The organism is Amycolatopsis iheyensis (assembly GCF_024703995.1).
GTDB classification, from domain to species: Bacteria; Actinomycetota; Actinomycetes; order Mycobacteriales; family Pseudonocardiaceae; genus Amycolatopsis; species Amycolatopsis iheyensis.
Map to the genome: position 1 here is coordinate 149,363 of NZ_JAMXQV010000017.1, position 22,682 is coordinate 172,044.

The window sequence follows — 22,682 nt, forward strand, 5'->3', positions numbered from 1 at the left end:
CGCGTCACCGGGGCGAGTCCGTGACGATCCCGCGTCCCGGTGGTCTTCACGGCACCAGGGCGTCCCGCCGGGACGCCACCGCAGGAGGAGGTGCCCGATGTCGTTGGGTGACAAGATCGGCAACAAGGCCGAGGAGCTGGGCGGCAAGGCCAAGGAGGCGGCCGGGTCCGCCACCGGCAACGAGGAACTGCGGGCCGAAGGCCAGGCCGACCAGGCGAAAGCCGGGCTGAAGGGCGCGGTCGAAAACGTCAAGGACGCCGCGAAGGACCTCTTCGGGAAGTGAGCCGGAGCCGGGGACCGCGGGTGGCGGTCCCCGGCCCGCCGGGTCAGTCGAGGCCGAGGTCGTCCTTGCCGAGGACGTACCGGTACTCGAGGCCTTCCTTCTCGATGGCCTCCCGCGCGCCGGTGTCGCGGTCGACCACCGTCACCACGCCGATCACGTTCGCGCCCGCTTCACGCAGGGCCGCGACGGCTTCGAGGACACTGCCGCCCGTGGTCGAGGTGTCCTCGACCGCCAGCACGCGCTGGCCCCGGACCTCCATGCCCTCGATGCGCCGCTGCATGCCGTGTTCCTTGACGGACTTCCGGACGACGAACGCGTCCAGCACCACACCATCGTTCGCCGCGGAGTGGAGCATCGACAGCGCGACCGGGTCGGCGCCGAGCGTCAGGCCGCCGGCCGCCACGTAGTCCCAGTCCGCCGTCAGCTGGCGCAGGAGCTTGCCGATCAGCGGCGCGGCCGTGTGGTGCAGCGTCGCCCGCCGGAGGTCGATGTAGTAGTCGGCTTCCTTGCCGGACGCCAGGGTCACTTTTCCGTGCACCACGGAAAGATCGGTGACCAGCCTGGCCAGTTCGAGTTTCGCCGCTTGATCCAACCCGGGGTTCGCCACGGCCGAGAGTCTTACACACGCCCGCGCTCACTCCCCGATGGATGTGGCGTCGACCGCACGCCCGCGCGTCGCCGCCCAGGCCGGGACCAGGATCGCCACGAGCGAGAGCACCACGGCGATCGCGAGCACCACCAGGTAGACCGCCAACGGCCCGGACGGCAGCGGCGAGCCGCTCACCACGAGGCAGAACGGCACGATCGAGCCCGCCGCGACGAGCGTCCCGAGCAGCACCGCGATCGTCGCGATCAGCCCGCCCTCGACGCCGGCCATCCGCAGCACCTGGCCGCGGGTGAACCCGCTCAGCCGCTGCAGCCCGAACTCGCGGCGCCGCTTGGCCGTGGCCATCACCAGCGTGTTCACCACCGAAATCACCGTGTACGCGATGATCATCCCGACGAGCAGGTAGTTGACCCACGCGCCGACCTCGTTGCCCTTCGCGTGCGCCGCGATGAGGTTGTCCCGGTCGCCGACGGACACCGGCAGCCCGGCCGTCGCCGCGCGAAGGCGCGAAGTCAGCGTTGCCGTGTCGACGCCTTCGGCCGCCCGTACCAGCAGCTGCGGCGCGAGCCCGATCGTCGTGTGCGGCGCCAGCAGTGACGCCGGCAGCACGAGCCGTTCGAACCCGGCGCGCTGGGCCACGACGGCGGACACCCGCACGGCCACCGGTGTCCCGTCGCCGAGCCGCAGCGACAGCGTGTCGCCGACTTGGCGGCCGAACGTCGTCGGCACCTCGACGGCGTTCCCGGTCAGCTCGCTGACGCCGAGCGCCGGCCAGCCGTCGTTGTCCTGGTTCGAGTCGTACGGCCGCTCGACGAACACCGTGCTCGTGACGTACTCCGACGCGCCGGCGACCCCCGGGGTCGCGCGCACGCGCCCCAGCACCGACGGGTCCAGCCCGCCCGGGCCGGCGACGACCGCGTCCGCGCGCAGGTCCTCGGTGAACGCCTGGTTCGAGACGGCTTCCTGGGTGGTCTGCAGGTAGATGTTGGCGGTCGCGATGCCGACCGCGAGCATGATCGGGGTGACCGCGCCGGCCGTCCGCACCGCGCCGACGCGGGTGTTGTGCAGCGCGACCCGGCCGGTGACCCCGCTGACCGCCTGGACCGGCCAGCGCAGCAGCATCGCCATCACCTTGGTGACGCCGGGGCTGAGCGCCGCCAGGCCGAACGCCCACAGCATCACCGCGGGCCCGGCCGTGCTGGCCGCGACCGGGCCGGTCATCACGGCGACGGTCACGATCGCCAGCGCGGTCCCGCCGCCGAAGCACAGGATCGCGGTGATCAGCCGGATCGGCGTCAGCCAGCGCCGTTCGACGGCGGCTTCGGCGAGCGCCTCGGTCGGGCGGACCTTCGACGCCCGCCGTCCGGCCACGAAGGACGCGGCGAAGACCGCCAGCAACGACGCGCCCGCGGCGACGATCGCCGGGATCCAGCCCTGCCCGAACCGCAGCACGTCGGGCACGACGTGGTTGGCCGCGAGCTGGTCGAACAGCCAGCCGCCGAGCACCGGGCCGAGCGCGACCGCCGCGGCGACCGCGAGCAGGCCGACGACCAGTGCCTCGCCGAGCACCATCCGCCGCAGCTGCCGCGGGGTCGTGCCGATCGCGCGCAGCAGGGCGAGTTCGCGCTGGCGCTGCTGGGTCGACAGCGTGAGCGTGCCGGCGACGACGAACACCATGACCATCGCCGACAGCCCGCCCGAGACCGCCGCCAGGACGATCAGGTCCTCGCCGCTCTTGTTCACCTCGGGGAACTCCAGGGCGCCGCGGTCGACGCCCGTGGTCACGACCCCGGCGTCCCCGACCGCGGCCGTCACGGCGCCGACGTCCCCGCCGAAGACGCCGATGGTGTCGTACTGCCCGGGGTGTCCCGACAGCCGTTCCGCGTCCGGAGCCGCGAAGAACAGCGCCGAGTCCCGCATGGCCTGCGGTGCTTCGGCGATCCCCGAGACGCGGTACTGGCCGACGACGCCGTGTGCCGCGACGGGCAGCGTGTCCCCGACGCCGACTCCCAGTGCGGCATCGACGACGACTTCGCCCGGCTTCGGCGCTTCGCCCTTCAGCGCGTACGGCGTCAGCGCCGCGGAGTCCCACGCGTGCCCGAGCGCGCTTGCCTCGCCGGCCTGCGCCGGGAAGCTGACCTCGCCAACCACCTTCGTGACCCCGGGGACCGCGCGCAGGCGGTCGGCCAGCGCCGCGTCGACCCGGACGCGCTCGGGCAGCGTCGCGTGCTCGAACTTGTGCTTGTCCTCGGGGTCCAGCGTCGCCGGGTCGTCCTCGGGCAGCGCGAGCGACTGCAGCCCGCCGACGACGATCGGCGCCGCGGCCAGCCGCTGCACCGGCGTCTCGGACCGGATGCCCGTCTCCATCAGGCCACCGCACGCCGAGACGATCAACGCGCCGAAGAACACGGCGACGAACGTCGCCAGGAAGCCGCCTTTGCGCAGGCGCAGCGTCCGCATCGCGAGGGAGAACATCAGACCGCCACCCGGTCCCACGCGCCGAGGTGGGTCATCCGCTCGGCGACGGCTTCCGCGGTCGGGTGGACCAGCCGCCCGGCGATCCGGCCGTCGGCCAGGAAGACGACCTGGTCGGCGTAGGACGCGGCGACCGGGTCGTGCGTCACCATGATCACCGTCTGGCCCGAGGTCCGGACCGAGTCGCGCAGCAGGCCGAGCACGTCGGCGGCGGTGCGGGTGTCCAGCGCGCCGGTCGGCTCGTCGGCGAAGAGCACGGCCGGGTCGGTGACCAGTGCCCGCGCGATCGCGACGCGCTGCGCCTGCCCGCCGGACAGCTGCCCGGGCAGGTGCTTGCGGCGTCCGTCGAGGCCGACGTGCGCGAGGATCCGCGCGACCAGCCGCTTGTCCGGGCGCCGGCCGGCCAGCTGCAGCGGCAGCACGACGTTCTGCTCGACCGTCAGCGCCGGGAGCAGGTTGAACGCCTGGAAGACGAACCCGACGCGGTCGCGGCGCAGCTTCGTCAGGTAGGTCTCGCTCTTGCCGTCGAGGTCCTGGCCGTCGAGGACGACCCGGCCCGACGTCGGCCGGTCGAGGCCGGCCGCGCAGTGCAGGAACGTGCTCTTGCCCGAACCGGACGGGCCCATCACCGCCGTGAACCCGCCACGCGGGAACGAGATCGAGACCCCGTCCAGCGCGACCACGCCGCCGTACTCCTTGCGCACGGCCTCGAGCCGAACCGCCTCATTCGTCATGCGGAAAACGCTATTGAGGCAGCCCCCGGATCACCCTGGTGCGGACGCGCGTCTTCGAGGTAGGGACAGCCCTACTCAGGTACGGCCCTTGCCGCCGAAGCCGCCGCTGATCCGGCGCAGCACCGCGCGCGGCAGCAGGCCGCCGATCGCGACGACGGCCTTGTACTGCAGGCTCGGCACCGAGATCACCTTGCCGCGGCGCAGGTCCGCGAGCGCCTCGCCGACCACCTGTTCGACACCCAGCCAGGCGATTTTCGGGCCGGGCTTGTCGATGCCGGCCCGCTGGTGGAACTCGGTCGCGGTGAAACCGGGACAGAGCGCCATCATCCGGACGTCCTTCGGCAGCGACGCGGCGATGCCTTCGGTGAACGACGTGACCCAGTTCTTGCTCGCCGTGTAGGTCGAACCGCGGCCGCTGAAGAAGCCCGCGACGCTGCTGACCTGGATGATGTCGCCGCGGCCGCGCTGGATCATGCCGGGCAGGACGGCCCGCGTCAGCCTCAGGACGGCGGTGACGTTGACGTCGAGCTGGCGCTGCAGCGCGTCCGGCGGGATGGTCCAGAAGTCGCCGTTCAGCCCGAACCCGGCGTTGTTGACGAGCAGGTCGACCGGCCCGGCGGCGAGCCGCTCCTCGACTGCCGTTCGTCCGTCCACTTCGGACAGATCGGCGGCCAGGACCTCGACGGCGACGCCGTGCTTTTCCCGCAGTTCAGCGGCAAAGGCTTCCAGGCGCGCGGTATCGCGCGCGACGAGCACCAGGTCGTGCTTCTCGGCGGCGAGCGTGCGCGCGAACTGCGCGCCGATGCCCGCGGTGGCTCCGGTGATCACAGCGGTGGTGGTCATGTGGGTGAACGATACCCACAGGTCAGGGCCTCCGGGTGCAGCCGTTTCCCACCCGGGTTATCGTCCCGATCATGGGTAAGCACAGCAGGCGCAAGAGCGGCTACCTGCCCAAGGTCGCCGCCGGCGCGGCGCCCGTCGCCCTCCTCTTCGCGGCCCCCGCGACCGCGCTCGCGGCCCAGGACCTCACCCTGCCCCTCGACGGGATTTCGCTCCCCGTCGACCACCAGCACGCCGGCTCCCTCGAGGGCGACGGCCTCGCCGCGTCCCGCCGCGACGTCGTCACCAAGCAGATCGGCGAAGCCCGGGCCGCCACCGACCTCGCGGAGGCCGCGGGCGTGAGCCCGGTGGGCGCGTTCGCGGACCGCAGCGGCCGCCACGACGTCCGCCTGGGCCAGGTCACGGCGGTCACGGCCAACGAACAACGCATGGCGGCGGCCGCGACCGACCTGACCCGGCTGGGCACGGGCGAGCGCACCCACCACGGCGTCTGGCTGGGCAACGGCGTCGACGTGCTGAGCGAGAACGCCGAGCAGGTCGACACGGGTCTGCGGCCCACGGGCCGGTTCACCGGCGACCTGGCGGGCGGGCTCGCGGTCCGCCGTTCGTCGGGCCAGGCGGTCGACCTCGGCGGCCTGGGCGCGGTCGGCACGTCATCGGAGCAACACGGCCAGTTCACCGGCGACCTGGACTTCGGCCAGCAGCACGAGGCAGGCGGTCAGTTGGGCCCGGCCGCGGGCCTGGTGAAGGCGTCCCACGACCTTTCGTCGGGCTCGATCAGCGGCGACCTCGGCGTGGACCACGTGATCCACGCCGAAGGCGCAGTGACGAGCGTGCGCGGCACGCTGACCCCGTCTTTCTCGGGCAGCCTGCTCGACCGGCCGCTCTAGTCCTGCGGGGCCGGCGGCTCCGCGGGCGGCTGCTGGACCGGCGTCCCCGCGGCCGGAGTCGGTGGCGAAGCAGGCGGGACCGGGCCGGCCGCCGGGATCGGGGCGCCCGCCTGGTGGCGGCCCGCTTCGTAGTCCTCGTCGAACGGGTCGACGATGTCCGCGATCTCGCCGAGGTCGCGCAGCAGCCGCTCGAGGCGGGACGGGCCCGCCGTCGGGACGACGCTGGCCAGCACCCACTCGGCCTCGAGCCAGGCCACGCCGACGTCGCCGCCGAGCTGGTCCGCCGCGTCGACCAGTTCCTGGGTGATCACCACGCGGGCGCCGTCGGCGTCGTCCGCGAACGCGTAACGTGAGCCGATCGGGCCGAGCATCTCGGGCATGTCCGCGCGCTGGAACGGCACGCTGGACAGCCACATCTCGATGGGGATCCGGTGCTTCTTGTTGCACCGCACGGCGACGACGACCGCGGGGATCTGGCCCTCGGACTCGATGTCGAAGATGAACACGGGCCGGCGGCCGTCGGAGGTGAAGGTCGAGCCCGCGACGACGTTCACGGCGGCGTCGGCGCCGAAGTAGCCGATCGCTCCGCCGGACCACTGCTGCGGCAGCCGTTCGTCCTCCTCGACGAACTGCCAGCCGCGCAGCTGAGCCCACCGCATGCGCTCGCGGTTGCGCGAGCCCTCCTTCGCCCGGTCGGCCGCGAGCAGCCCGAGGCCCGCCACCAGGGCGACGGCCGCGACGACGAACCAGATCCACGCCGGAATACCCACGACGTGCAGGGTATCGCCTGCTACGCCGAAGAGATGATCGCCGGTACCCGTGTCGCCGGGCCCATTCGGCTCATTTCGACGCACCCTGTCGACAAATCTCTACTGTGGACGCCCGGCCTCGTGAGTGTTTGGGGCGGTTAGAACCGCCCCAAACACTCACGAGCCGTCAGACGCGGGTGACGGTCAGCGCGTCCCCGGCTTCCAGCTCCGGGATGTCGACGCGCACGGTGTCGCCGTCGCGGATCTCACCCGACAGCAGCTCCTTCGCCAGCTTGTCGCCGATCGCCGACTGGACCAGCCGCCGCAAGGGGCGGGCGCCGTAGATCGGGTCGAAGCCGTTCAGCGCGAGCCACTCGCGGGCGCCGTCGGTGACCTCCAGGTGCAGGCGCCGCTGCGCGAGCCGCGCGGCGAGCCGGGCCACCTGGATGTCCACAATGGACGTCAGCTGCTCGGTGCCCAGCGAGTGGAACACGACGATGTCGTCGAGCCGGTTGAGGAACTCCGGCTTGAACTGGCGCTGCACCACCTGCAACACCGCGTCGGAGCGCTGCCGCTCGTCGAGCGACGGGTCGGCGATCGCCTGCGAGCCGAGGTTCGACGTCAGGATCAGGATGGTGTTGCGGAAGTCCACCGTCCGGCCCTGGCCGTCAGTCAGCCGCCCGTCGTCGAGGACCTGCAGCAGCACGTCGAAGACGTCAGGGTGGGCCTTCTCCACCTCGTCGAGCAGCACCACCGAGTACGGCCGCCGCCGGACGGCCTCGGTCAGCTGCCCGCCCTGGTCGTACCCGACGTACCCCGGCGGGGCGCCGACCAGGCGCGCCACCGAGTGCTTCTCGGCGTACTCGCTCATGTCGATGCGCTGCATCGCCCGCTCGTCGTCGAACAGGAACTCGGCCAGCGCCTTGGCCAGCTCGGTCTTGCCGACGCCGGTCGGGCCGAGGAACAGGAACGAGCCGGTCGGGCGGTCGGGGTCGGCGACGCCGGCCCGGGTGCGGCGGACCGCGTCCGAGACGACCTGCACGGCCTCCCGCTGCCCGATGACCCGCCGGCCCAGCTCCTCTTCCATCCGGAGCAGCTTGCCGGTCTCGCCCTCGAGGAGCCGGCCGGCCGGGATGCCGGTCCACGCGGCCACGACGTCGGCGACGTCGTCCGCGCCGACCTCTTCCTTCAGCATCACGTTCTGCTGGCTGACCTCGTTCGCCGCGGTGGCCGCTTCGAACTCCTTCTCCAGCGCGGGGATCCGGCCGTAGCGCAGCTCGGCGGCCCGGCCGAGGTCACCGTCGCGCTCGGCCCGGTCGGACTCGCCGCGCAGCTGCTCCAGCTGCTCCTTGAGCTCGCGGACCTTCTCGATGGAGCCCTTCTCGTTCTGCCAGCGCGCGGTCAACGCGGTCAGCGTCTCGCGCTTCTCGGCCAGCTCCGCGCGCAACGCGTTGAGCCGCTCCTTCGAAGCGGCGTCGCTCTCCTTCGCGAGCGCCATCTCCTCGATCTCCAGGCGACGCACCGCGCGCTCGACCTCGTCGATCTCCACCGGCCGCGAGTCGATCTCCATGCGCAGCTTGGACGCGGCCTCGTCGACCAGGTCGATGGCCTTGTCCGGCAGGAAGCGCGCGGTGATGTAGCGGTCGGACAGCGTCGCGGCGGCGACCAGCGCGGCGTCCGTGATCCGGACACCGTGGTGGACCTCGTAACGTTCCTTCAGCCCGCGCAGGATCGCGATGGTGTCCTCCGGCGACGGCTCGCCGACGAGCACCTGCTGGAAGCGCCGCTCCAGGGCGGCGTCCTTCTCGATGTGCTGGCGGTACTCGTCGAGGGTGGTCGCGCCGACCATCCGCAGCTCGCCGCGGGCGAGCATCGGCTTGATCATGTTGCCCGCGTCCATCGCGCCTTCGCCGGTCGCGCCGGCGCCGACGATCGTGTGCAGCTCGTCGATGAACGTGATGACCTCGCCCGCGGAGTCGGTGATCTCCTTGAGCACGGCCTTCAGCCGCTCCTCGAACTCGCCGCGGAACTTCGCGCCGGCCACCATCGACCCGAGGTCGAGGGCGACGACGCGCTTGCCGCGCAGCGACTCCGGCACGTCCCCGGCGATGATGCGCTGGGCCAGGCCCTCGACGATGGCCGTCTTGCCGACGCCGGGCTCGCCGATCAGGACCGGGTTGTTCTTGGTGCGCCGCGACAGCACCTGCACGACGCGGCGGATCTCGGTGTCGCGGCCGATGACCGGGTCGAGCTCGCCGGCGCGGGCCCGCGCGGTGAGGTCGACGCCGTACTTCTCGAGCGCCTTGAACGTGCTCTCCGGGTCCGCGCTGGTGATCCGGGCCGAGCCGCGGACCTTGGCGAACGCCTCGCGCAGCGCGTCCGGCGTCGCACCGTGGCGCTTGAGCAGGTCGGCCACCTGGCCGCCCTCGGTGGCGAGCCCGACGAGCAGGTGCTCGGTCGAGACGTACTCGTCGCCCAGCTCGGTCGCCAGCTTCTGCGCGTGCGTCAGCGACTTCACGGCGAAGGTGTCGAACTGCGGGCTCGACACGGTCGCGCCGGTCGCCGACGGCAGCGCCGCGATGATCGGCTCGAGCTCCTTGTGCACCACCCCCGGGTCCGCCCCGACCGCGGTCAGCAGCGGTGCGGTCAGCCCCTCACCCTGCGCCAGCAGGGCGCCCAGCAGGTGGGCGGCCGACACGTGCGGGTTGCCGGCCATGGTGGCCGCCTGCGCCGCGGACGAGATCGCCTGCTGGGTCTTCGTGGTCGGGTTGAAAGCGTCCATCCCTCACCTCATGCTCGGTACACTGAAAGTCCTGGTGACAGGCCTGACCATGACCTGACACTATCCTTAACGCAGGAAAACTTGAGTCTGTTCCGCTCAACTTTGACCGGGAGCCACGGCGCTCGCCGGCAGCCGGTGGCCCAGCGTGCCGAGCCCGGCCACGGCGAGCCCGGCACAAGCCCCGACCAGCACCCAGGGTAACCAGTCGGCCACCGAAAACAACGCGACCACGGCGGGCGCGAGCACCTGCGCCACCGTGAACGCGTACTGGTACGCAGCCAGATAACGCCCGCGGGCCAGCGGAGGTGCCGCGGCCTCGGCCAACGCGCCCGAACGCGGCCCGAAGACCAGGTCGCCGGCGGCGAACACCAGCGTCGCCGCCAGCAGGTACACCACCTGCCAGCCGTCGGGCACCAGCAGCACCCCGAGGCTGACCAGGCACCACGCGGCGAACAACGCCGACCCCGCGCGCATCGCGGCGATCCGGGTCAGCCGCGCGGTGAGGCGCAGCGCGAGCGTGCCGCCGACGCTGGTCAGCACGGTCAGCAGCGCGAGGATCGCGCCGGGCAGCCACGCCGGGCCGTGCAGCCGGTCGAGCACGAACACCGGCGTGCCGATGAGAAAGAAGTCGAGCGAGAGCCCGAAGAGCCCGCTGAACAGGATCAACGCCAGGTACGGGCGGTTGCGCAGCACCCGGTCGGTCCGTTCGCACGGCGTCCGGTGCGGGCGCGCGAGGTGGACGAACAGCGCGAGGACCACCGCGGCCACCACGAACGTCCCGGCGTCCAGGACCAGCGCGACCCGGTACCCGGCCGGGCCGAGCCAGGTCAGCAACACGCCCGCGACGAGCCCACCGAGGCCGAAGCAGGCAGCCCGCACCATCCCCACCTCGGCGAACGGCCGATCCTTCGGGACGTCGCCGGCGACGTCCGCGATGAGCACGAACAGGGAGCTGTAGAACAGCTGCTGCCCGGTGGCGAGCAGCACGGCGGCGACCACGACCGGACCCGCGCCGTCGGCGAAGAGGTAGGCGGCCGCGCCGGCGGCCTGCAGCAGCTGGGCGCCGATCACGACGACCCGCGGGCCGACGCGGTCGACGAGCCGGCCGGCCAGCGGCGGCACGAGGAGCCCGCCGACGGTGCCGAGCGTGACGGCGGTGCCCGCCATCGCCAGCGGCACGCCGACGACCTGGGTCACGTAGACCAGGGCCAGTGGGAGGAACAGACCTGAGCCGAAGTTGTCGATCCCCAACGCGCACAGCAGTGCGACCCGGCTACGCGTCACCCACCGACGTTAACTCCGTGGCACACCGCGAAGTCAGGCCCGAACGGACACTTTCCGGTGTGCAAAATGCAACTCCCGGTGTTACCGAATCGCGGGATGTCACTTGGTCGTGTCGGCGAGGCACGCGGCGCTGCCGAGCGCGCTGCGGAGGTCGGCGTTCATCTCGGCGAGCCGGCCGGTCAACTCGGTGACGCGCTCGTCGTCCCAGCCGCCGAGCGCCCGCTCCATGAACTCCAGGTAGTTGACGCGCCAGCGGGCGAGCTCGGCCCGGCCCTTCTCGGAGACGCTCACCAGGGAGGCCCGGCCGTCCTCCGGCGCGGGACGGCGGTCGACCAGCCCGGCGGCGGAGAGCTGGGTGATCTGCCTGCTGACCACCGAGAGGTCGACGTACCGGCGTTTCGCCAGTTCGGACGGCCGCGCCTCGCCGTTCTTCGCCAGGTCGGACAGCAGCATCGCGGCCGCCGGGTGCAGCCCCGGCTGGTCCTGCCACGCCTGCATGACCCAGGCGTGCTGGAGCTGCGACGCGGTCTTCAGCTCACGCATGAGCTCGACCCGGACGTCGTCGTCGGTGTCGTGGAAGCCCATCGGACCCTCCTGCCCCAGCAGTGTTGCACCGGGGCTCCGCCCCGGGCCGGGGGCTCCGCCACCCGGAACCCCCGAAACGCTATTACTTGTGCAATACAAGTTTATTGCCCGACGCTTGCGCGGACAAGGATCTCTCCGGTGAGGTCGACCACGCCGTGACCGGGGCGAATACACCCGGTCGGAGCAACAATGCGGGCAAAAGGCTGCTTGGCGGCTACCCTGCGGACGGGCTGCGCGCGTGGCCCGGACGAGTAACGAGGTGGCTGCGGTGGCGATGGACTCAGGAGGCGGCAGTGCCTGACCGGGTGCCATCGTCCAGCCGTCCCCGACCAGCGAACACCACATGACAGCCGATTCGGTCAGCCCGTTCCCCCGGTCGTCGACCCCGCGTGAAGCCCCCGCGGCCGTCGTCGCGATGGTCAAGCTCATCCGGGACAGCTGGGCCAAGTCGGAGCCCTACATCGCCGACATCTCCCAGTTCTTCTACGGGATGCTCTTCACCCTCGCGCCGACCACGCGCGACTTCTTCCCGATCAACATGGAGATCCAGCGCGGCCGGCTGGTGCGCGCGCTGGTGCACATCGTGCAGATGGTCGACCGCCCCGACGACCTCGCGCCGTTCCTGCGCCAGCTGGGCCGCGACCACCGCAAGTTCGGCGTGGTGCCCCGGCACTACGAAGCCGTCGGGACGGCCCTGCTGGCGTCGCTCAAGAACCACCTCGGCCGGGAGTGGACCCCCGAGGTCGAACGGGCCTGGGCCGAGGCGTTCACCATCGCCGCGCGGGCCATGCAGGACGCCGCCGCGGCCGACACGAACCCGCCGTCGTGGTCGGCCACCGTGGTCGAGCACCGGCGGCTGACCTGGGACCTCGCGCTGGTGCGCCTGGTGCCCGACCAGCCGGTGCCCTACCACCCCGGCCAGTACGTGAGCGTCGAAGTCCCGCAGCGGCCGCGGCTGTGGCGCTACCTCTCGCCGGCGAACGCGCCGCGTGAGGACGGCGGCATCGAGTTCCACGTCCGCGCGATCGACGGCGGCTGGGTGTCCAGGGCGATAGTCAGCCACACCCAGCCCGGCGACGTCTGGCGGCTCGGGCCGCCGCTCGGCCGGCTGGCGGTCGACCGCGAAGGGCCGCGCGGCGTGCTGATGGTCGCCGGCGGCACCGGCATCGCGCCGCTGCGGTCGATCCTCGACCACCTCGCGCTGTGGGGCGAGAACCCGAAGACGCGCCTCTTCTACGGCGGGCCGTCCCGCGAGGACCTCTACGACCTCGAGGAGCTGCGCGCGCTCGCGTCGACCAACCCGTGGCTGAGCGTGACGCCGGTGGTGGAGCGCGGCGGCGACGTCCCCGGGTTCGAGCAGGGCACGCTCGCCGAGGCCGTCACCCGGTTCGGCTCGTGGCCCGGCCACGACATCCTCGTGTCCGGCTCGCCGGCGATGATCCGCGCGACGGTGTCGCGCATGCTGGTCGCGGGCAGCGCGCTGGACCAGATCCAGTACGACCCGTTCACGATCGACTAGTCACCTCGGCTGGACAATTCTTTCCGGCTTTTTCGGAAAATACCTCACGAGACCGGCTTAAATCGGACCCGTAGATCATTTTCACGCAGCGCCAGCTGGGGTTGACCCGCCGTGGCGAAATTGCTCCGTTCGAGCGGGACCGCGCGTAATCACGCGCATCTGCACGGGAATTCGCCTACAGTCGGGAACCCTCGGGGGCGACACCGCCACAGCGATGTCGCAGGCACGGTGCGAAAAAAAGCCTTGCACGACTGGAGATTGCCGTTCCCGATGACTGCCGATTCCCTGAAGATCACCGCACCACCCACGACCGTTCCCGTTTCGGCCGTGGAAGGTCGCGAACTGACCCGGTTGATCCGGGAAAGCTTCGCGGAGATAGAGCCCAAATCCGAAGAACTCGCGCAGTACTTCTACGGCGCGTTGTTCGTGGTCGCGCCGGATTGCCGGGACATGTTCCCGGTCTCCATGGCCACCCAGCGGAGCAGGCTGCTGCGCGCGATCGTGTACGTGGTGCAGATGGTCGACCGGCCCGACGAGCTGACCACCTTTCTCGCGCAGCTGGGCCGCGACCACCGGAAGTTCGCCGTGGTCAGCCGCCACTACGACGCGGTCGGCGTCGCGCTGCTGGCGGCGCTGAAACGGTTCCTCAAGGAGAAGTGGACCCACGAGGTGGAGTCCGCGTGGACGACCGCGTACGGGATCATCGCCAAGACCATGCGCGAGGCCGCCCAGGCCGAAACCGGGCCGGCGTCGTGGGCGGCGCGGGTGCTCGACCACCGCAAGCTGTCCCGCGACGTCGCGATGGTCCGGGTGCAGACCGAAGGGCTGCTGCCCTTCCGCGCGGGCAGCTACATCAGTGTCGAGGTGCCGCAGCGGCCGCGGATGTGGCGCTACCTCTCCCCGGCGACCGCGCCACGCGGCGACGGCCAGATGACGTTCCACGTGCGCACGGTGCCCGGCGGCTGGGTCAGCGGCGCCATCGTCAACCACACGAAACCGGGGGACACGTGGAAGCTCGGGCCGGCGATGGGCGCGCTCACCGTGCGTCCGACGGCCACCCGGAAGCGGCTGCTGATGATCGCCGGCGGGACCGGCGTCACCCCGTTCGTCTCCATCCTCGACGACCTCGCGCACTGGAAGCGCAACCCGCCGGTGCACCTGTTCTTCGGCGGCCGAAGACCCGAGGACCTGTACGCGCTGGACGACCTCCGGCGGCTGACCGCGGTGTCGAAGTGGCTGACGGTCACCCCGGTGACCGAGGAGGGCGCGATCCCGGGCGGGGACCGCGGCACGCTCGCCCACGCGGTGACCCAGCGCGGCTCCTGGGCCGACCACGACATCCTCGTCTCCGGCTCACCCGCGATGATCCGGGCGACGGTGGCGAAGCTGCTGGCCGCCGGCGTCGAGCTCGAACGCATCCGCTTCGACCCGTTCACCCTGGACTGAGGAACTCTCAGCGGGGCGCGCGCCCGGTGCCCGATCTCGCTATCGTCGCCGATATGGAGATGACTATTCCGGTTTCGGACGGCACGATCGGCGGCTACCTGGCGGAGCCCGCCGGCGAGGGACCGCACCCGGGCGTGGTGCTCATCCACGACGCGTTCGGGCTGAGCCAGGACGCGAAGAACATCACCGACCGCATGGCCGGCGAAGGGTTCCTCGCCCTCAGCCCGGACCTGTACTCGCGCGGCGGCTTCCGCCGGTGCGTGCGCCGGGTGTTCTCGGACATGTTCGCGAACCAGGGCCGGGCGTTCGACGACATCGAGGCGTCCCGCGCGCTGCTCGCCGGCCGCGAGGACTGCACGGGCCGGATCGGCATCGCCGGGTTCTGCATGGGCGGCGGCTTCGCGCTCGTCGCGGCGTCACGCGGCTTCGAGGCGTCGGCGCCGTACTACGGGCAGCTGCCGAAGAACCTGTCGGTGCTCGACGACGCGTGCCCGATCGTCGCCAGCTTCGGCCAGAAGGACTTCTCGCTGCGCGGCGCGGCGGCGAAGCTCGAGACGGCGCTCACCGAGCGCGAGATCCCGCACGACGTCAAGGAGTACCCGGGCGCCAGCCACGGGTTCGCCAACAAGCTCGAGGTCGCCGCGCCGCTGAACCTGCTGCTCAAGGTCGTCGGGTTCACCTACCACCACGAAGCGTCGGAGGACGCGTGGCGCCGAGTGACGTCGTTCTTCGGCGAACACCTGCAGCAACCGGCCCGACCTTCGCACTGAGCCGAGCGGGGTAGCCGGTTCGCCGAACGGCGGTAGTTCGTTGACCGTTGTGCCCGAATCGCCTTATGGTCTAGACCACATCTTCCCCGGATGTGCTCGTTCGTCCTCCCTTCGGAACAGAGCTGTTCCCCCTCGAGGAGCCGAAATGACCTGGAACAGAAAGCTTTTGGCGGCCGCCGCCGGTGTCCTGCTCGCCCCGGTGCTGGTCGTCGTCCTCCCCGCCACCACCGCGAGCGCGCACGGCTACGTCTCGGACCCGCCCAGCCGGCAGGCCAACTGCGCGGCCGGGAAGGTCCCGAACTGCGGCCAGATCGTCTACGAACCCCAGAGCGTCGAAGGTCCGAAGGGCCTGCGCAGCTGCAACGCCGGGCTGTCGCAGTTCGCCGAGCTGGCCGACGAGTCGAAGCCGTGGCCGGCCAAGTCGGTCGGCACGTCGGTGACGTTCAACTGGGTGTTCACCGCGCGCCACGCCACGAAGAGCTACGAGTACTACGTCGGCAACACGCTCGTGGCGTCGTTCAACGGCAACGGCCAGCAGCCACCGGCGACGGTGCAGCACACGGTGAACCTGGCCGGCTATTCGGGCCGGGTCAAGGTGCTGGCGATCTGGAACATCTCCGACACGGCCAACGCGTTCTACAGCTGCGTCGACCTCCAGATCGGCGGCGGCGGCCCGACGACTCCGCCGCCGACCACGACGACCACGCCGCCCCCGACCACGACCCGCCCGCCGACGACGACGACCCCGACCACGCCGCCGCCGTCGAGTGGCACGTGGTCGGCCGGCACGGCGTACAAGGCCGGTGACGTGGTCACCTACAACGGCGTGAGCTACCGCTGCCTGCAGCCGCACACGGCAATCGCGGGCTGGGAGCCGCCGAACACGCCGGCCCTGTGGCAGCGCCAGTGAGAGTGCTGCTGGCCGTCGTCGCGCTGCTGCTCACCGGCTGCGGCGCGACGGCGGCACCGCCCGCGTTCAACGCGGCCGACGTGATGTTCCTGCAGATGCTGATTCCCCAGAACCAGCAAGGGATCGAGATCGTCCGGCTGGCCGCGGAGCGCCCGCTCCCGGCGTCGCTGAAGGAGCTGGCGGCGGCGATCGAAGCGACCCAGCGCACGGAGATCGACGACATGAAGGGCTGGCTCCGCGCCTGGGCCCAGCCCGAGACCATGGACATGAACCCCCAAGCCCACGCGGGCCACGGGGGCATGAAGATGACGTCACCCGACCTCGTCGGCCCGTTGAAGACGGTGTCCGACGCCGAGTTCACGCGCAAGTTCGTGGACGTGCTCACCGGCCAGCAGCAGGGCGCGGTGGAGCTGGCCCAGACGGAAAACGGCGAGGGCGGCGGCGTGAACGCCCAAGCCCGCGACCTGGCCCGCCGGGTGATCGACTCCCGGACGGCGGAGGTCAAACAGCTGCTGAACGCCAAAGCCTGAGGCCCAAGAGCGCGCCGGCCGAAATTCCGTTGGCCGGCGCGCTCCCGGCCGTTAGCCTCACGATCATGATGTACTCCTTCGCCGTCTTCGCGAGGTTGCGCAGCCGCCGCTGACGGCGGCGCACTGCTCATCCCTGCCCGCCGTTCCGGCCATCGCCGGGCGGCCGCTCTCGTGCTGCCCGGCTCCTTCCCGAGCTGCGGAGCATCTTTTGAAATCCCTCGCAATCGACCACGCCCATCTGCGGGCGGAGAACGTCGGCGTCACCCTCGGCTCGCGTCGCGTCCTGCACGACGTGAGCGTCACCGTGTCCGCCCGGTCCCGGCTGGCGATCGTCGGCGAGAACGGGCGGGGCAAGACCACCTTGCTGCACGTCCTCGCCGGGCTGCGCGCGCCCGACCACGGCACCGTCCACCGGGCGGGCACCATCGGCGTCGCGCGGCAAGCGCTGCCGTTCCGGTCCGGCGAGACCGTCGGGACGTTGACCACCGAAGCGTTGCGCGAAGCCGACAACGCCCTGCGCGCACTCGACGCCGCGGTTTCGGACTTCGACGAAGATCGTTACGCGGCCGCGCTGGAGGCGGCCACGCGCCTCGACGCGTGGGACGCCGAACGCCGCGTCGACATCGCCCTCGAAGCCCTCGGCGCGTGCCCCGACCGGACCCGCGAGCTGAGCACGCTGTCGGTGGGGCAGCGCTACCGCGTGCGGCTGGCCTGCCTGCTCGGCGCGCGCCACGACTTCCTGCTGCTCGACGAGCCCGGCAACCACCTCGACGCCGGCGGTCTGGCGTTCCTCACCGAACGCCTCCGCGGTCACGACGGCGGTGTCGCGCTGGTCAGCCACGACCGCGCGCTGCTCGCCGACGTCGCCACGGAGTTCCTCGACCTCGACCCCAGCGAGGACGGCCGGCCGCGTACCTACGCCGGCGGCTACGACGCCTGGCAGGACGGCCGCCGCCGCGACCGCGAACGCTGGGTGCAGGAGTTCGAGGAACAGCGGGCCACGCACCAGCAGCTCACGCTGGCGGTCAACCAGGCCCGCGACCGGCTCAGCACCGGCTGGCGGCCGGACAAGGGCACCGGACGGCACCAGCGCCAGTCCCGCGCACCCGGCGTCGTCCAGGCGCTCAACCGGGAGCGCGCTGCGTTGGACGCGCACCGCGTCACCGTGCCCGAGCCACCTCTGGTGCTGAGGTGGCCCGATCTCGGCGCCGGCGCCACGGCGCTGGTCCGCGTGCACGACATGACCGTCACCGGACGGCTCGCCGGCCCGGTGACGCTGTCCCTGGACCGCGGCGACCGGCTGCTCGTGACCGGCGAGAACGGCGCGGGCAAGTCGACGCTGCTGTCGGCCCTCGCGGGAGAGCTGGCGCCGACGGCGGGTTCGATCCGGCACCTGGCCGGCGCGAAGGTGGCGTTGATCGGCCAGGAAGTCCCGGCCTGGCCGGAGGAACTCACCGCCAGGCGGCTGTTCGAGCGGGCCGGCGTCCCCTTTTCGGCGATGGGCCTGCTGGACACGGAAGCCCTGCGGACGCCGGTCGGCCGGATGTCCCAGGGCCAGCAGCGACGGCTCGACCTCGCTCTGAAGCTGGCCGGGCGCCCGAACGTGCTGGTGTTCGACGAACCGACCAACCACCTGTCGGCCGTGCTCGTCGAGGAGCTGACCGAGGCGCTGCTCGCCACCCCGGCCGCGGTCGTCGTGGCGACGCACGACCGACGCATGCTGGCCGACCTCGCGGCTTGGCCGCGGCTGACCCTCTGACGCACGAAGGCCTCCCCGGTGATCGGGGAGGCCTTCGGTGTCTTGGGCGTCAGCGGCGCTTGGGCCGCCAGACCACCATCGCCGTCTGCTGGTTGAGCGGGACCAGGTCCCGGCGGTACGACGCGTGCGCCGCCGCCGCGGCCTGCTCGCCGGCCAGGTAGGCGGCGGCCAGTTCTTCGGTGAGCTCCGTCAGGCGGGCCCGCAGCGCGTCGACCTGGTTCTCCAGCTCGATGATGCGCTTGATGCCGGCCAGGTTGACGCCGTCTTCCTGCGACAGCCGCTGGACTTCGCGCAGCAGCGCGATGTCCCGCATCGAGTAGCGCCGCCCACCACCGGAGGTGCGGCCCGGTGACACCAGGCCCTGCCGGTCGTAGGTGCGCAACGTCTGCGCGTGCATCCCGGCGAGCTGGGCCGCCACCGAGATGACGAACACCGGCGTCTCTTCGTCGCCTTCCTGCGGAATCCCGCCGAACATCACACTCACCTGCCTTCGAGCAGCTCAGTGATCTCGGGCCGGGGGTCGTGCCCGGCCATCGACTCGGCGTACGCCTGCAGTGCCTCGCGCGCCTTGTCGTCCAGTTTGGCGGGAACCGCCGCCTGGAGGGTGACGAGCAGGTCACCTTGTGACCCGTCGCGCTTGGCGATGCCCTTGCCGCGCACGCGCAGCACCCGCCCGGTCGCGGTGCCCGGCGGCACCTTGAGCGAGACCTTGGCTTCGAGCGTCGGCACCGTGATCGTGGTGCCGAGCGCCAGTTCGGTGAAGTCCACCGGCACGGTGATCGTCAGATCGAGCCCCTTGCGCCCGAACAGCGCGTGCGGCGCGACGTGCACCCGGACGTAGAGGTCGCCCGCCTGCGCGCCACCCCGGCCCGGCTCGCCCTGACCGGCCAGCCGGATGCGCTGGTCGTCGTCGACGCCCGGCGGGATCCGGACGGTCAGCGTGCGGGTCCGCGTGCTGACGCCTTCGCCACCGCACTCCGGGCACGGGTCGTCGATGATCTGCCCACGCCCACGGCAGTCGCGGCACGGCTCGGAGAACGCGAACGCACCCTGGCTGCGGCTGACCAGCCCCGACCCGGAACAGGTCGGGCAGGTCCGCGGCGACGTGCCCGGCTTCGCGCCGTTGCCGCCACACGTCGAACAGGTCGCCGGGCTCGACAGCCGCAGCGGCAGGGTCGCGCCCTTGACCGCCTCGACGAAGTCGATCCGGACGTCCGTCTCGACGTCGGCGCCGCGCTGCGGCCGGTTGGCCGTCGCGCCCGCCGTCGTCCGGCCGCGGCCGAACAGCCCGCCGAGGATGTCGCCGAGCCCGCCGAAGCCGCCCTGCTGACCACCGGCGCCGGCCTGGCCGAAGATGTCGCCCATGTCGAAGCTGCCGCCACCGCCGCCACCGGGGAAGTTGAACCCGCCCCCGCTGCCGAACAGCCGCCGCGCTTCGTCGTACTCCTTGCGCTTGCTCGCGTCGGAGAGCACGCCGTAGGCCTCGGAGACCGCCTTGAACTTCTGCTCCGCCTGCGCGTTGCCGGCGTTCGCGTCCGGGTGGTTCTCCTTGGCCAGCTTGCGGTAGGCCTTCTTGATCTCGTCGGCCGTGGCGTCGGAGGAGACGCCCAGTTCACGGTAGAAGTCCTTGCCGACCCATTCCCGAGCACTCATCGGGCGTCTCCTCCTCTCACTGGAACCGGATACTGCTTACTGCTGCTGGTCATCGAGTCCGCCGCCGAGTGGCAGCTCGCCACCGACGGGCGGGTCCACCGGGGCCGCGCCGGGCTCGTGGTCGGTCACGCCGACCAGCGCCGCCCGCAAAACGCGGTCTCCGAAGCGGTAGCCGCGGCGCATGACCACGGTGACCGTCGGGCCCGCCACGTCCGGCGAGGTGTTGTGCTGCACGGCTTCGTGGACGCTCGGGTCGAAGGCCTCGCCCTCGAGGCCGAACGACTCCAGGCCCGCCCGCTGCAGCCCGCTGATCAGCTTGTCGCCGACCGCCTTGAATGCCCCGGTGAGGTCACCGTGCTGCTCCGCCCGCTCGAGGTCGTCGAGCAGCGGCAGCAGGTCGTTGACCACGGTCGCCTTCGCGCCCAGCACGACCGCTTCGCGGTCACGCTCGACCCGCTTGCGGTAGTTGGCGTACTCCGCCTGCAGGCGCTGGAGGTCGGCGGTGCGCTCGGCCAGCTCCTTCTCGACGTCGGAGACGACCGTCACCGACTCGTCCACAATGGACTCGCCGAGCGAGGGGCCCGCGTGCTCCACGGGCGCCTCCTCCGGCTCCGGCGCGGCGTGGGCCGGACCGGGCGGGCGGACCTGCCCGGTCTGGGGGTCCACCCGGCGCCGATCCCGCACGACCACCGGCTCCTCGGGGCCGCGGCCCTGGTCCTCGGATTCGTCGTAGCTGTGGGTCACTTCTTTTCGTCCTCTTCGACGATCTCGGCGTCCACCACGTCATCGGCCTTGGCCTGGCCGCCGGCCGCACCGGCGTCGCCGGCCGCACCCGCGCCCGCGGCGCCCTCGGCACCCGGCTGAGCGGCGTTCGCGTTGGCGTACAGGGCGGTGCCCAGCTCCTGCGAAGCGGTGTTCAGCTTCTCGATCGACTCGCGGATCTTCGCCGAGTCGGTGCCCTTGAGCGCCTCGTTCGACTCGTCGATCGCGGACTTGACCTTGCCCTTGAGGTCCTCGGGCAGCTTGTCGTCGTTGTCCTTGAGGAACTTCTCGGTCTGGTAGACCAGGGTCTCGGCCTGGTTGCGCGTCTCGGCCTCTTCGCGCCGGGTCTTGTCTTCCTCGGCGTGCGCCTCGGCGTCCTTGACCATCCGCTCGATGTCGTCCTTCGGCAGCGCGGAGCCACCGGTGATCGTCATCGACTGCTCCTTGTTCGTGCCCAGGTCCTTGGCCAGGACGTGCACGATGCCGTTGGCGTCGATGTCGAAGGTGACCTCGATCTGCGGCACGCCACGCGGGGCGGGCGGCAGGCCGGTCAGCTCGAACATGCCGAGCTTCTTGTTGTGCGCGGCGATCTCGCGCTCACCCTGGAACACCTGGATCTGCACCGACGGCTGGTTGTCGTCCGCGGTGGAGAAGATCTCCGAGCGCTTGGTCGGGATCGTGGTGTTGCGCTCGATGAGCTTGGTGAACACGCCGCCCTTGGTCTCGATGCCCAGCGACAGCGGGGTGACGTCCAGCAGCAGGACGTCCTTGACCTCGCCCTTGAGGACACCGGCCTGCAGCGCCGCGCCGACCGCGACGACCTCGTCCGGGTTCACGCCCTTGTTCGGCTCGCGGCCGCCGGTCAGCTCCTTGACCAGGTCCGACACGGCCGGCATGCGGGTGGAGCCACCGACGAGCACGACGTGGTCGATGTCGCCCACGGCGATGTTCGCGTCGCGGATCACGTTGTTGAACGGGTTCCGGGTGCGCTCGAGCAGGTCCGAGGTGATCTTCTGGAACTCGGCGCGCGAGAGCTGCTCGTCGAGGAACAGCGGGTTCTTGTCGGCGTCGACCGTGATGTAGGGCAGGTTGATGCCGGCCGAGTTCGAGCTGGAGAGCTCGATCTTCGCCTTCTCCGCCGCCTCGCGGATGCGCTGCAGCGCCATCTTGTCCTTGGTCAGGTCGATGCCGTTCGTGGCCTTGAACTTGTCGACCAGCCACTTGACGATGCGCTCGTCCCAGTCGTCACCACCGAGGTGGTTGTCACCGGAGGTCGCGCGGACCTCGACGACGCCCTCGCCGATCTCCAGCAGCGAGACGTCGAAGGTGCCACCACCGAGGTCGAAGACCAGGATGGTCTGTTCCTTCTCGCCCTTGTCCAGGCCGTACGCCAGCGCGGCGGCGGTCGGCTCGTTGACGATGCGGAGCACGTTCAGGCCGGCGATCTGCCCGGCCTCCTTGGTGGCCTGCCGCTGCGCGTCCTCGAAGTACGCGGGCACGGTGATCACGGCGTCGGTGATGGTCTCACCCAGGTACGCCTCGGCGTCGCGCTTGAGCTTCATCAGCACGCGCGCGCTGATCTCCTGCGACGTGTAGTTCTTGCCGTCGATCTCGGTCTTCCAGTCGGTGCCGATGTGCCGCTTCACGGACCGGATGGTCCGGTCGACGTTCGTCACGGCCTGGTTCTTCGCCGGCTGACCGGTCAGCACTTCACCGTTCTTGGCGAAGGCGACGATCGAGGGGGTGGTCCGGGATCCTTCAGAGTTGGCGATGACCGTCGGCTCGCCGCCCTCAAGGACGGCGACGACCGAGTTGGTCGTGCCGAGGTCGATGCCGACCGCTCGCGCCATGGTGCTTTCCTCCTGTGTAAGCCTGCTATGTTCGTGACCTGCACGTTCGCCACCGCCTTGAGCGGGGCTCTGGCAAGTTTAGTCGGGCCTCCGCACGTCTCGTCAAGCCGGACTTGAGTCGACTGCGCTCAACCTGCGTACCCAGCCTAACGAGCCGGTCCGGGTTCTTGTTCCCGGGTTGGGCGGCCGTTCCCGCCCAGAGTCGGTGTGATGCCGCTCACCAGGCATTTCACCTGCGTTCGGTGCCGCCGTGG

At 71.3% G+C, this 22,682-nt stretch carries 20 protein-coding genes; 8 read left to right on the forward strand and 12 right to left on the reverse strand.

Annotated features, from left to right (window positions below; all coding sequences use genetic code 11):
• The first annotated feature begins 97 nt into the window (after positions 1-97).
• Positions 98-283 (forward strand): CsbD family protein, encoded by a 186-nt coding sequence (locus tag M8542_RS29950; protein WP_257923612.1) that lies wholly within the window; start codon positions 98-100, stop codon positions 281-283.
• A gap of 43 nt (positions 284-326) precedes the next feature.
• Here M8542_RS29950 and pyrE read toward each other — a convergent pair whose 3' ends face one another.
• The 4 genes from pyrE to M8542_RS29970 all read right to left on the reverse strand — a co-directional run bounded on the left by pyrE (position 327) and on the right by M8542_RS29970 (position 4,942).
• Entirely contained in the window at positions 327-890 is a 564-nt protein-coding gene (gene pyrE, locus M8542_RS29955) for an orotate phosphoribosyltransferase (protein ID WP_257923613.1), read from the reverse strand.
• A gap of 27 nt (positions 891-917) precedes the next feature.
• On the reverse strand, positions 918-3,365 hold the full coding sequence (locus M8542_RS29960; RefSeq protein ID WP_257923614.1) for an ABC transporter permease: 2,448 nt from the start codon (positions 3,363-3,365) through the stop codon (positions 918-920).
• The gene (locus M8542_RS29965) at positions 3,365-4,099 is read right to left on the reverse strand and encodes an ABC transporter ATP-binding protein (RefSeq protein WP_257923615.1); all 735 of its coding nucleotides are present in this window, start codon (positions 4,097-4,099) and stop codon (positions 3,365-3,367) included. The genes M8542_RS29960 and M8542_RS29965 overlap by 1 nt, the downstream gene beginning before the upstream one ends.
• Before the next feature lie 75 nt (positions 4,100-4,174).
• Positions 4,175-4,942, reverse strand: coding sequence for an SDR family NAD(P)-dependent oxidoreductase (locus tag M8542_RS29970; RefSeq protein ID WP_257923616.1), 768 nt, complete (start codon positions 4,940-4,942; stop codon positions 4,175-4,177).
• 71 nt (positions 4,943-5,013) lie between these two features.
• Here M8542_RS29970 and M8542_RS29975 point away from each other — a divergent pair, with 71 nt between their 5' ends.
• Positions 5,014-5,829 (forward strand): hypothetical protein, encoded by an 816-nt coding sequence (locus M8542_RS29975; RefSeq protein WP_257923617.1) that lies wholly within the window; start codon positions 5,014-5,016, stop codon positions 5,827-5,829.
• On the opposite strand, the gene M8542_RS29980 is transcribed toward M8542_RS29975, so the two are convergent.
• The 4 genes from M8542_RS29980 to M8542_RS29995 form a co-directional block, all read right to left on the reverse strand.
• Positions 5,826-6,599 carry a TtfA family protein gene (locus M8542_RS29980; RefSeq protein WP_257923618.1) on the reverse strand — a complete coding sequence of 258 codons (774 nt, stop codon included), beginning with the start codon at positions 6,597-6,599 and terminating at the stop codon, positions 5,826-5,828. The two genes, M8542_RS29975 and M8542_RS29980, sit on opposite strands and share 4 nt — an antisense overlap.
• Before the next feature lie 166 nt (positions 6,600-6,765).
• A complete protein-coding gene (clpB, locus tag M8542_RS29985; RefSeq protein ID WP_257923619.1) occupies positions 6,766-9,360 on the reverse strand; it encodes an ATP-dependent chaperone ClpB in 2,595 nt (864 codons plus the stop codon).
• 96 nt (positions 9,361-9,456) lie between these two features.
• The gene (locus tag M8542_RS29990) at positions 9,457-10,644 is read right to left on the reverse strand and encodes an MFS transporter (RefSeq protein WP_257923620.1); all 1,188 of its coding nucleotides are present in this window, start codon (positions 10,642-10,644) and stop codon (positions 9,457-9,459) included.
• A 99-nt stretch (positions 10,645-10,743) separates the two neighbouring features.
• Positions 10,744-11,229 carry a MarR family winged helix-turn-helix transcriptional regulator gene (locus M8542_RS29995; RefSeq protein ID WP_257923621.1) on the reverse strand — a complete coding sequence of 162 codons (486 nt, stop codon included), beginning with the start codon at positions 11,227-11,229 and terminating at the stop codon, positions 10,744-10,746.
• Between the two features lie 343 nt (positions 11,230-11,572).
• Between M8542_RS29995 and M8542_RS30000 the strand changes: the two genes are divergently transcribed.
• The 6 genes from M8542_RS30000 to M8542_RS30025 all read left to right on the forward strand — a co-directional run bounded on the left by M8542_RS30000 (position 11,573) and on the right by M8542_RS30025 (position 18,163).
• Positions 11,573-12,748: a globin domain-containing protein gene (locus tag M8542_RS30000; RefSeq protein ID WP_257923622.1), complete on the forward strand. Its 1,176-nt coding sequence runs from the start codon at positions 11,573-11,575 to the stop codon at positions 12,746-12,748.
• A 342-nt stretch (positions 12,749-13,090) separates the two neighbouring features.
• Positions 13,091-14,194 carry a globin domain-containing protein gene (locus M8542_RS30005; protein WP_257923718.1) on the forward strand — a complete coding sequence of 368 codons (1,104 nt, stop codon included), beginning with the start codon at positions 13,091-13,093 and terminating at the stop codon, positions 14,192-14,194.
• Positions 14,195-14,247: 53 nt separating this feature from the next.
• Complete coding sequence (locus M8542_RS30010; RefSeq protein ID WP_257923623.1) at positions 14,248-14,964, forward strand: dienelactone hydrolase family protein; 717 nt, start codon at positions 14,248-14,250, stop codon at positions 14,962-14,964.
• Between the two features lie 145 nt (positions 14,965-15,109).
• A complete protein-coding gene (locus M8542_RS30015) occupies positions 15,110-15,874 on the forward strand; it encodes a lytic polysaccharide monooxygenase (protein ID WP_257923624.1) in 765 nt (254 codons plus the stop codon).
• Positions 15,871-16,404 carry a DUF305 domain-containing protein gene (locus M8542_RS30020; protein WP_257923625.1) on the forward strand — a complete coding sequence of 178 codons (534 nt, stop codon included), beginning with the start codon at positions 15,871-15,873 and terminating at the stop codon, positions 16,402-16,404. The genes M8542_RS30015 and M8542_RS30020 overlap by 4 nt, the downstream gene beginning before the upstream one ends.
• 208 nt (positions 16,405-16,612) lie before the next feature.
• A complete protein-coding gene (locus M8542_RS30025) occupies positions 16,613-18,163 on the forward strand; it encodes an ABC-F family ATP-binding cassette domain-containing protein (RefSeq protein WP_257923626.1) in 1,551 nt (516 codons plus the stop codon).
• A 49-nt stretch (positions 18,164-18,212) separates the two neighbouring features.
• Here the strand turns inward: M8542_RS30025 and M8542_RS30030 are convergent, their stop codons facing one another.
• From M8542_RS30030 to dnaK, 4 genes are read right to left on the reverse strand one after another with little or no spacing between them, the layout of a single operon-like run.
• Entirely contained in the window at positions 18,213-18,638 is a 426-nt protein-coding gene (locus tag M8542_RS30030) for a heat shock protein transcriptional repressor HspR (protein ID WP_257923627.1), read from the reverse strand.
• 5 nt (positions 18,639-18,643) lie between these two features.
• Complete coding sequence (gene dnaJ, locus M8542_RS30035; protein ID WP_257923628.1) at positions 18,644-19,816, reverse strand: molecular chaperone DnaJ; 1,173 nt, start codon at positions 19,814-19,816, stop codon at positions 18,644-18,646.
• A gap of 36 nt (positions 19,817-19,852) precedes the next feature.
• Positions 19,853-20,560, reverse strand: coding sequence for a nucleotide exchange factor GrpE (grpE, locus tag M8542_RS30040; RefSeq protein ID WP_257923629.1), 708 nt, complete (start codon positions 20,558-20,560; stop codon positions 19,853-19,855).
• Positions 20,557-22,428, reverse strand: coding sequence for a molecular chaperone DnaK (dnaK, locus tag M8542_RS30045; protein WP_257923630.1), 1,872 nt, complete (start codon positions 22,426-22,428; stop codon positions 20,557-20,559). Before dnaK ends, grpE begins: the two co-directional genes overlap by 4 nt.
• Positions 22,429-22,682 lie beyond the last annotated feature (254 nt).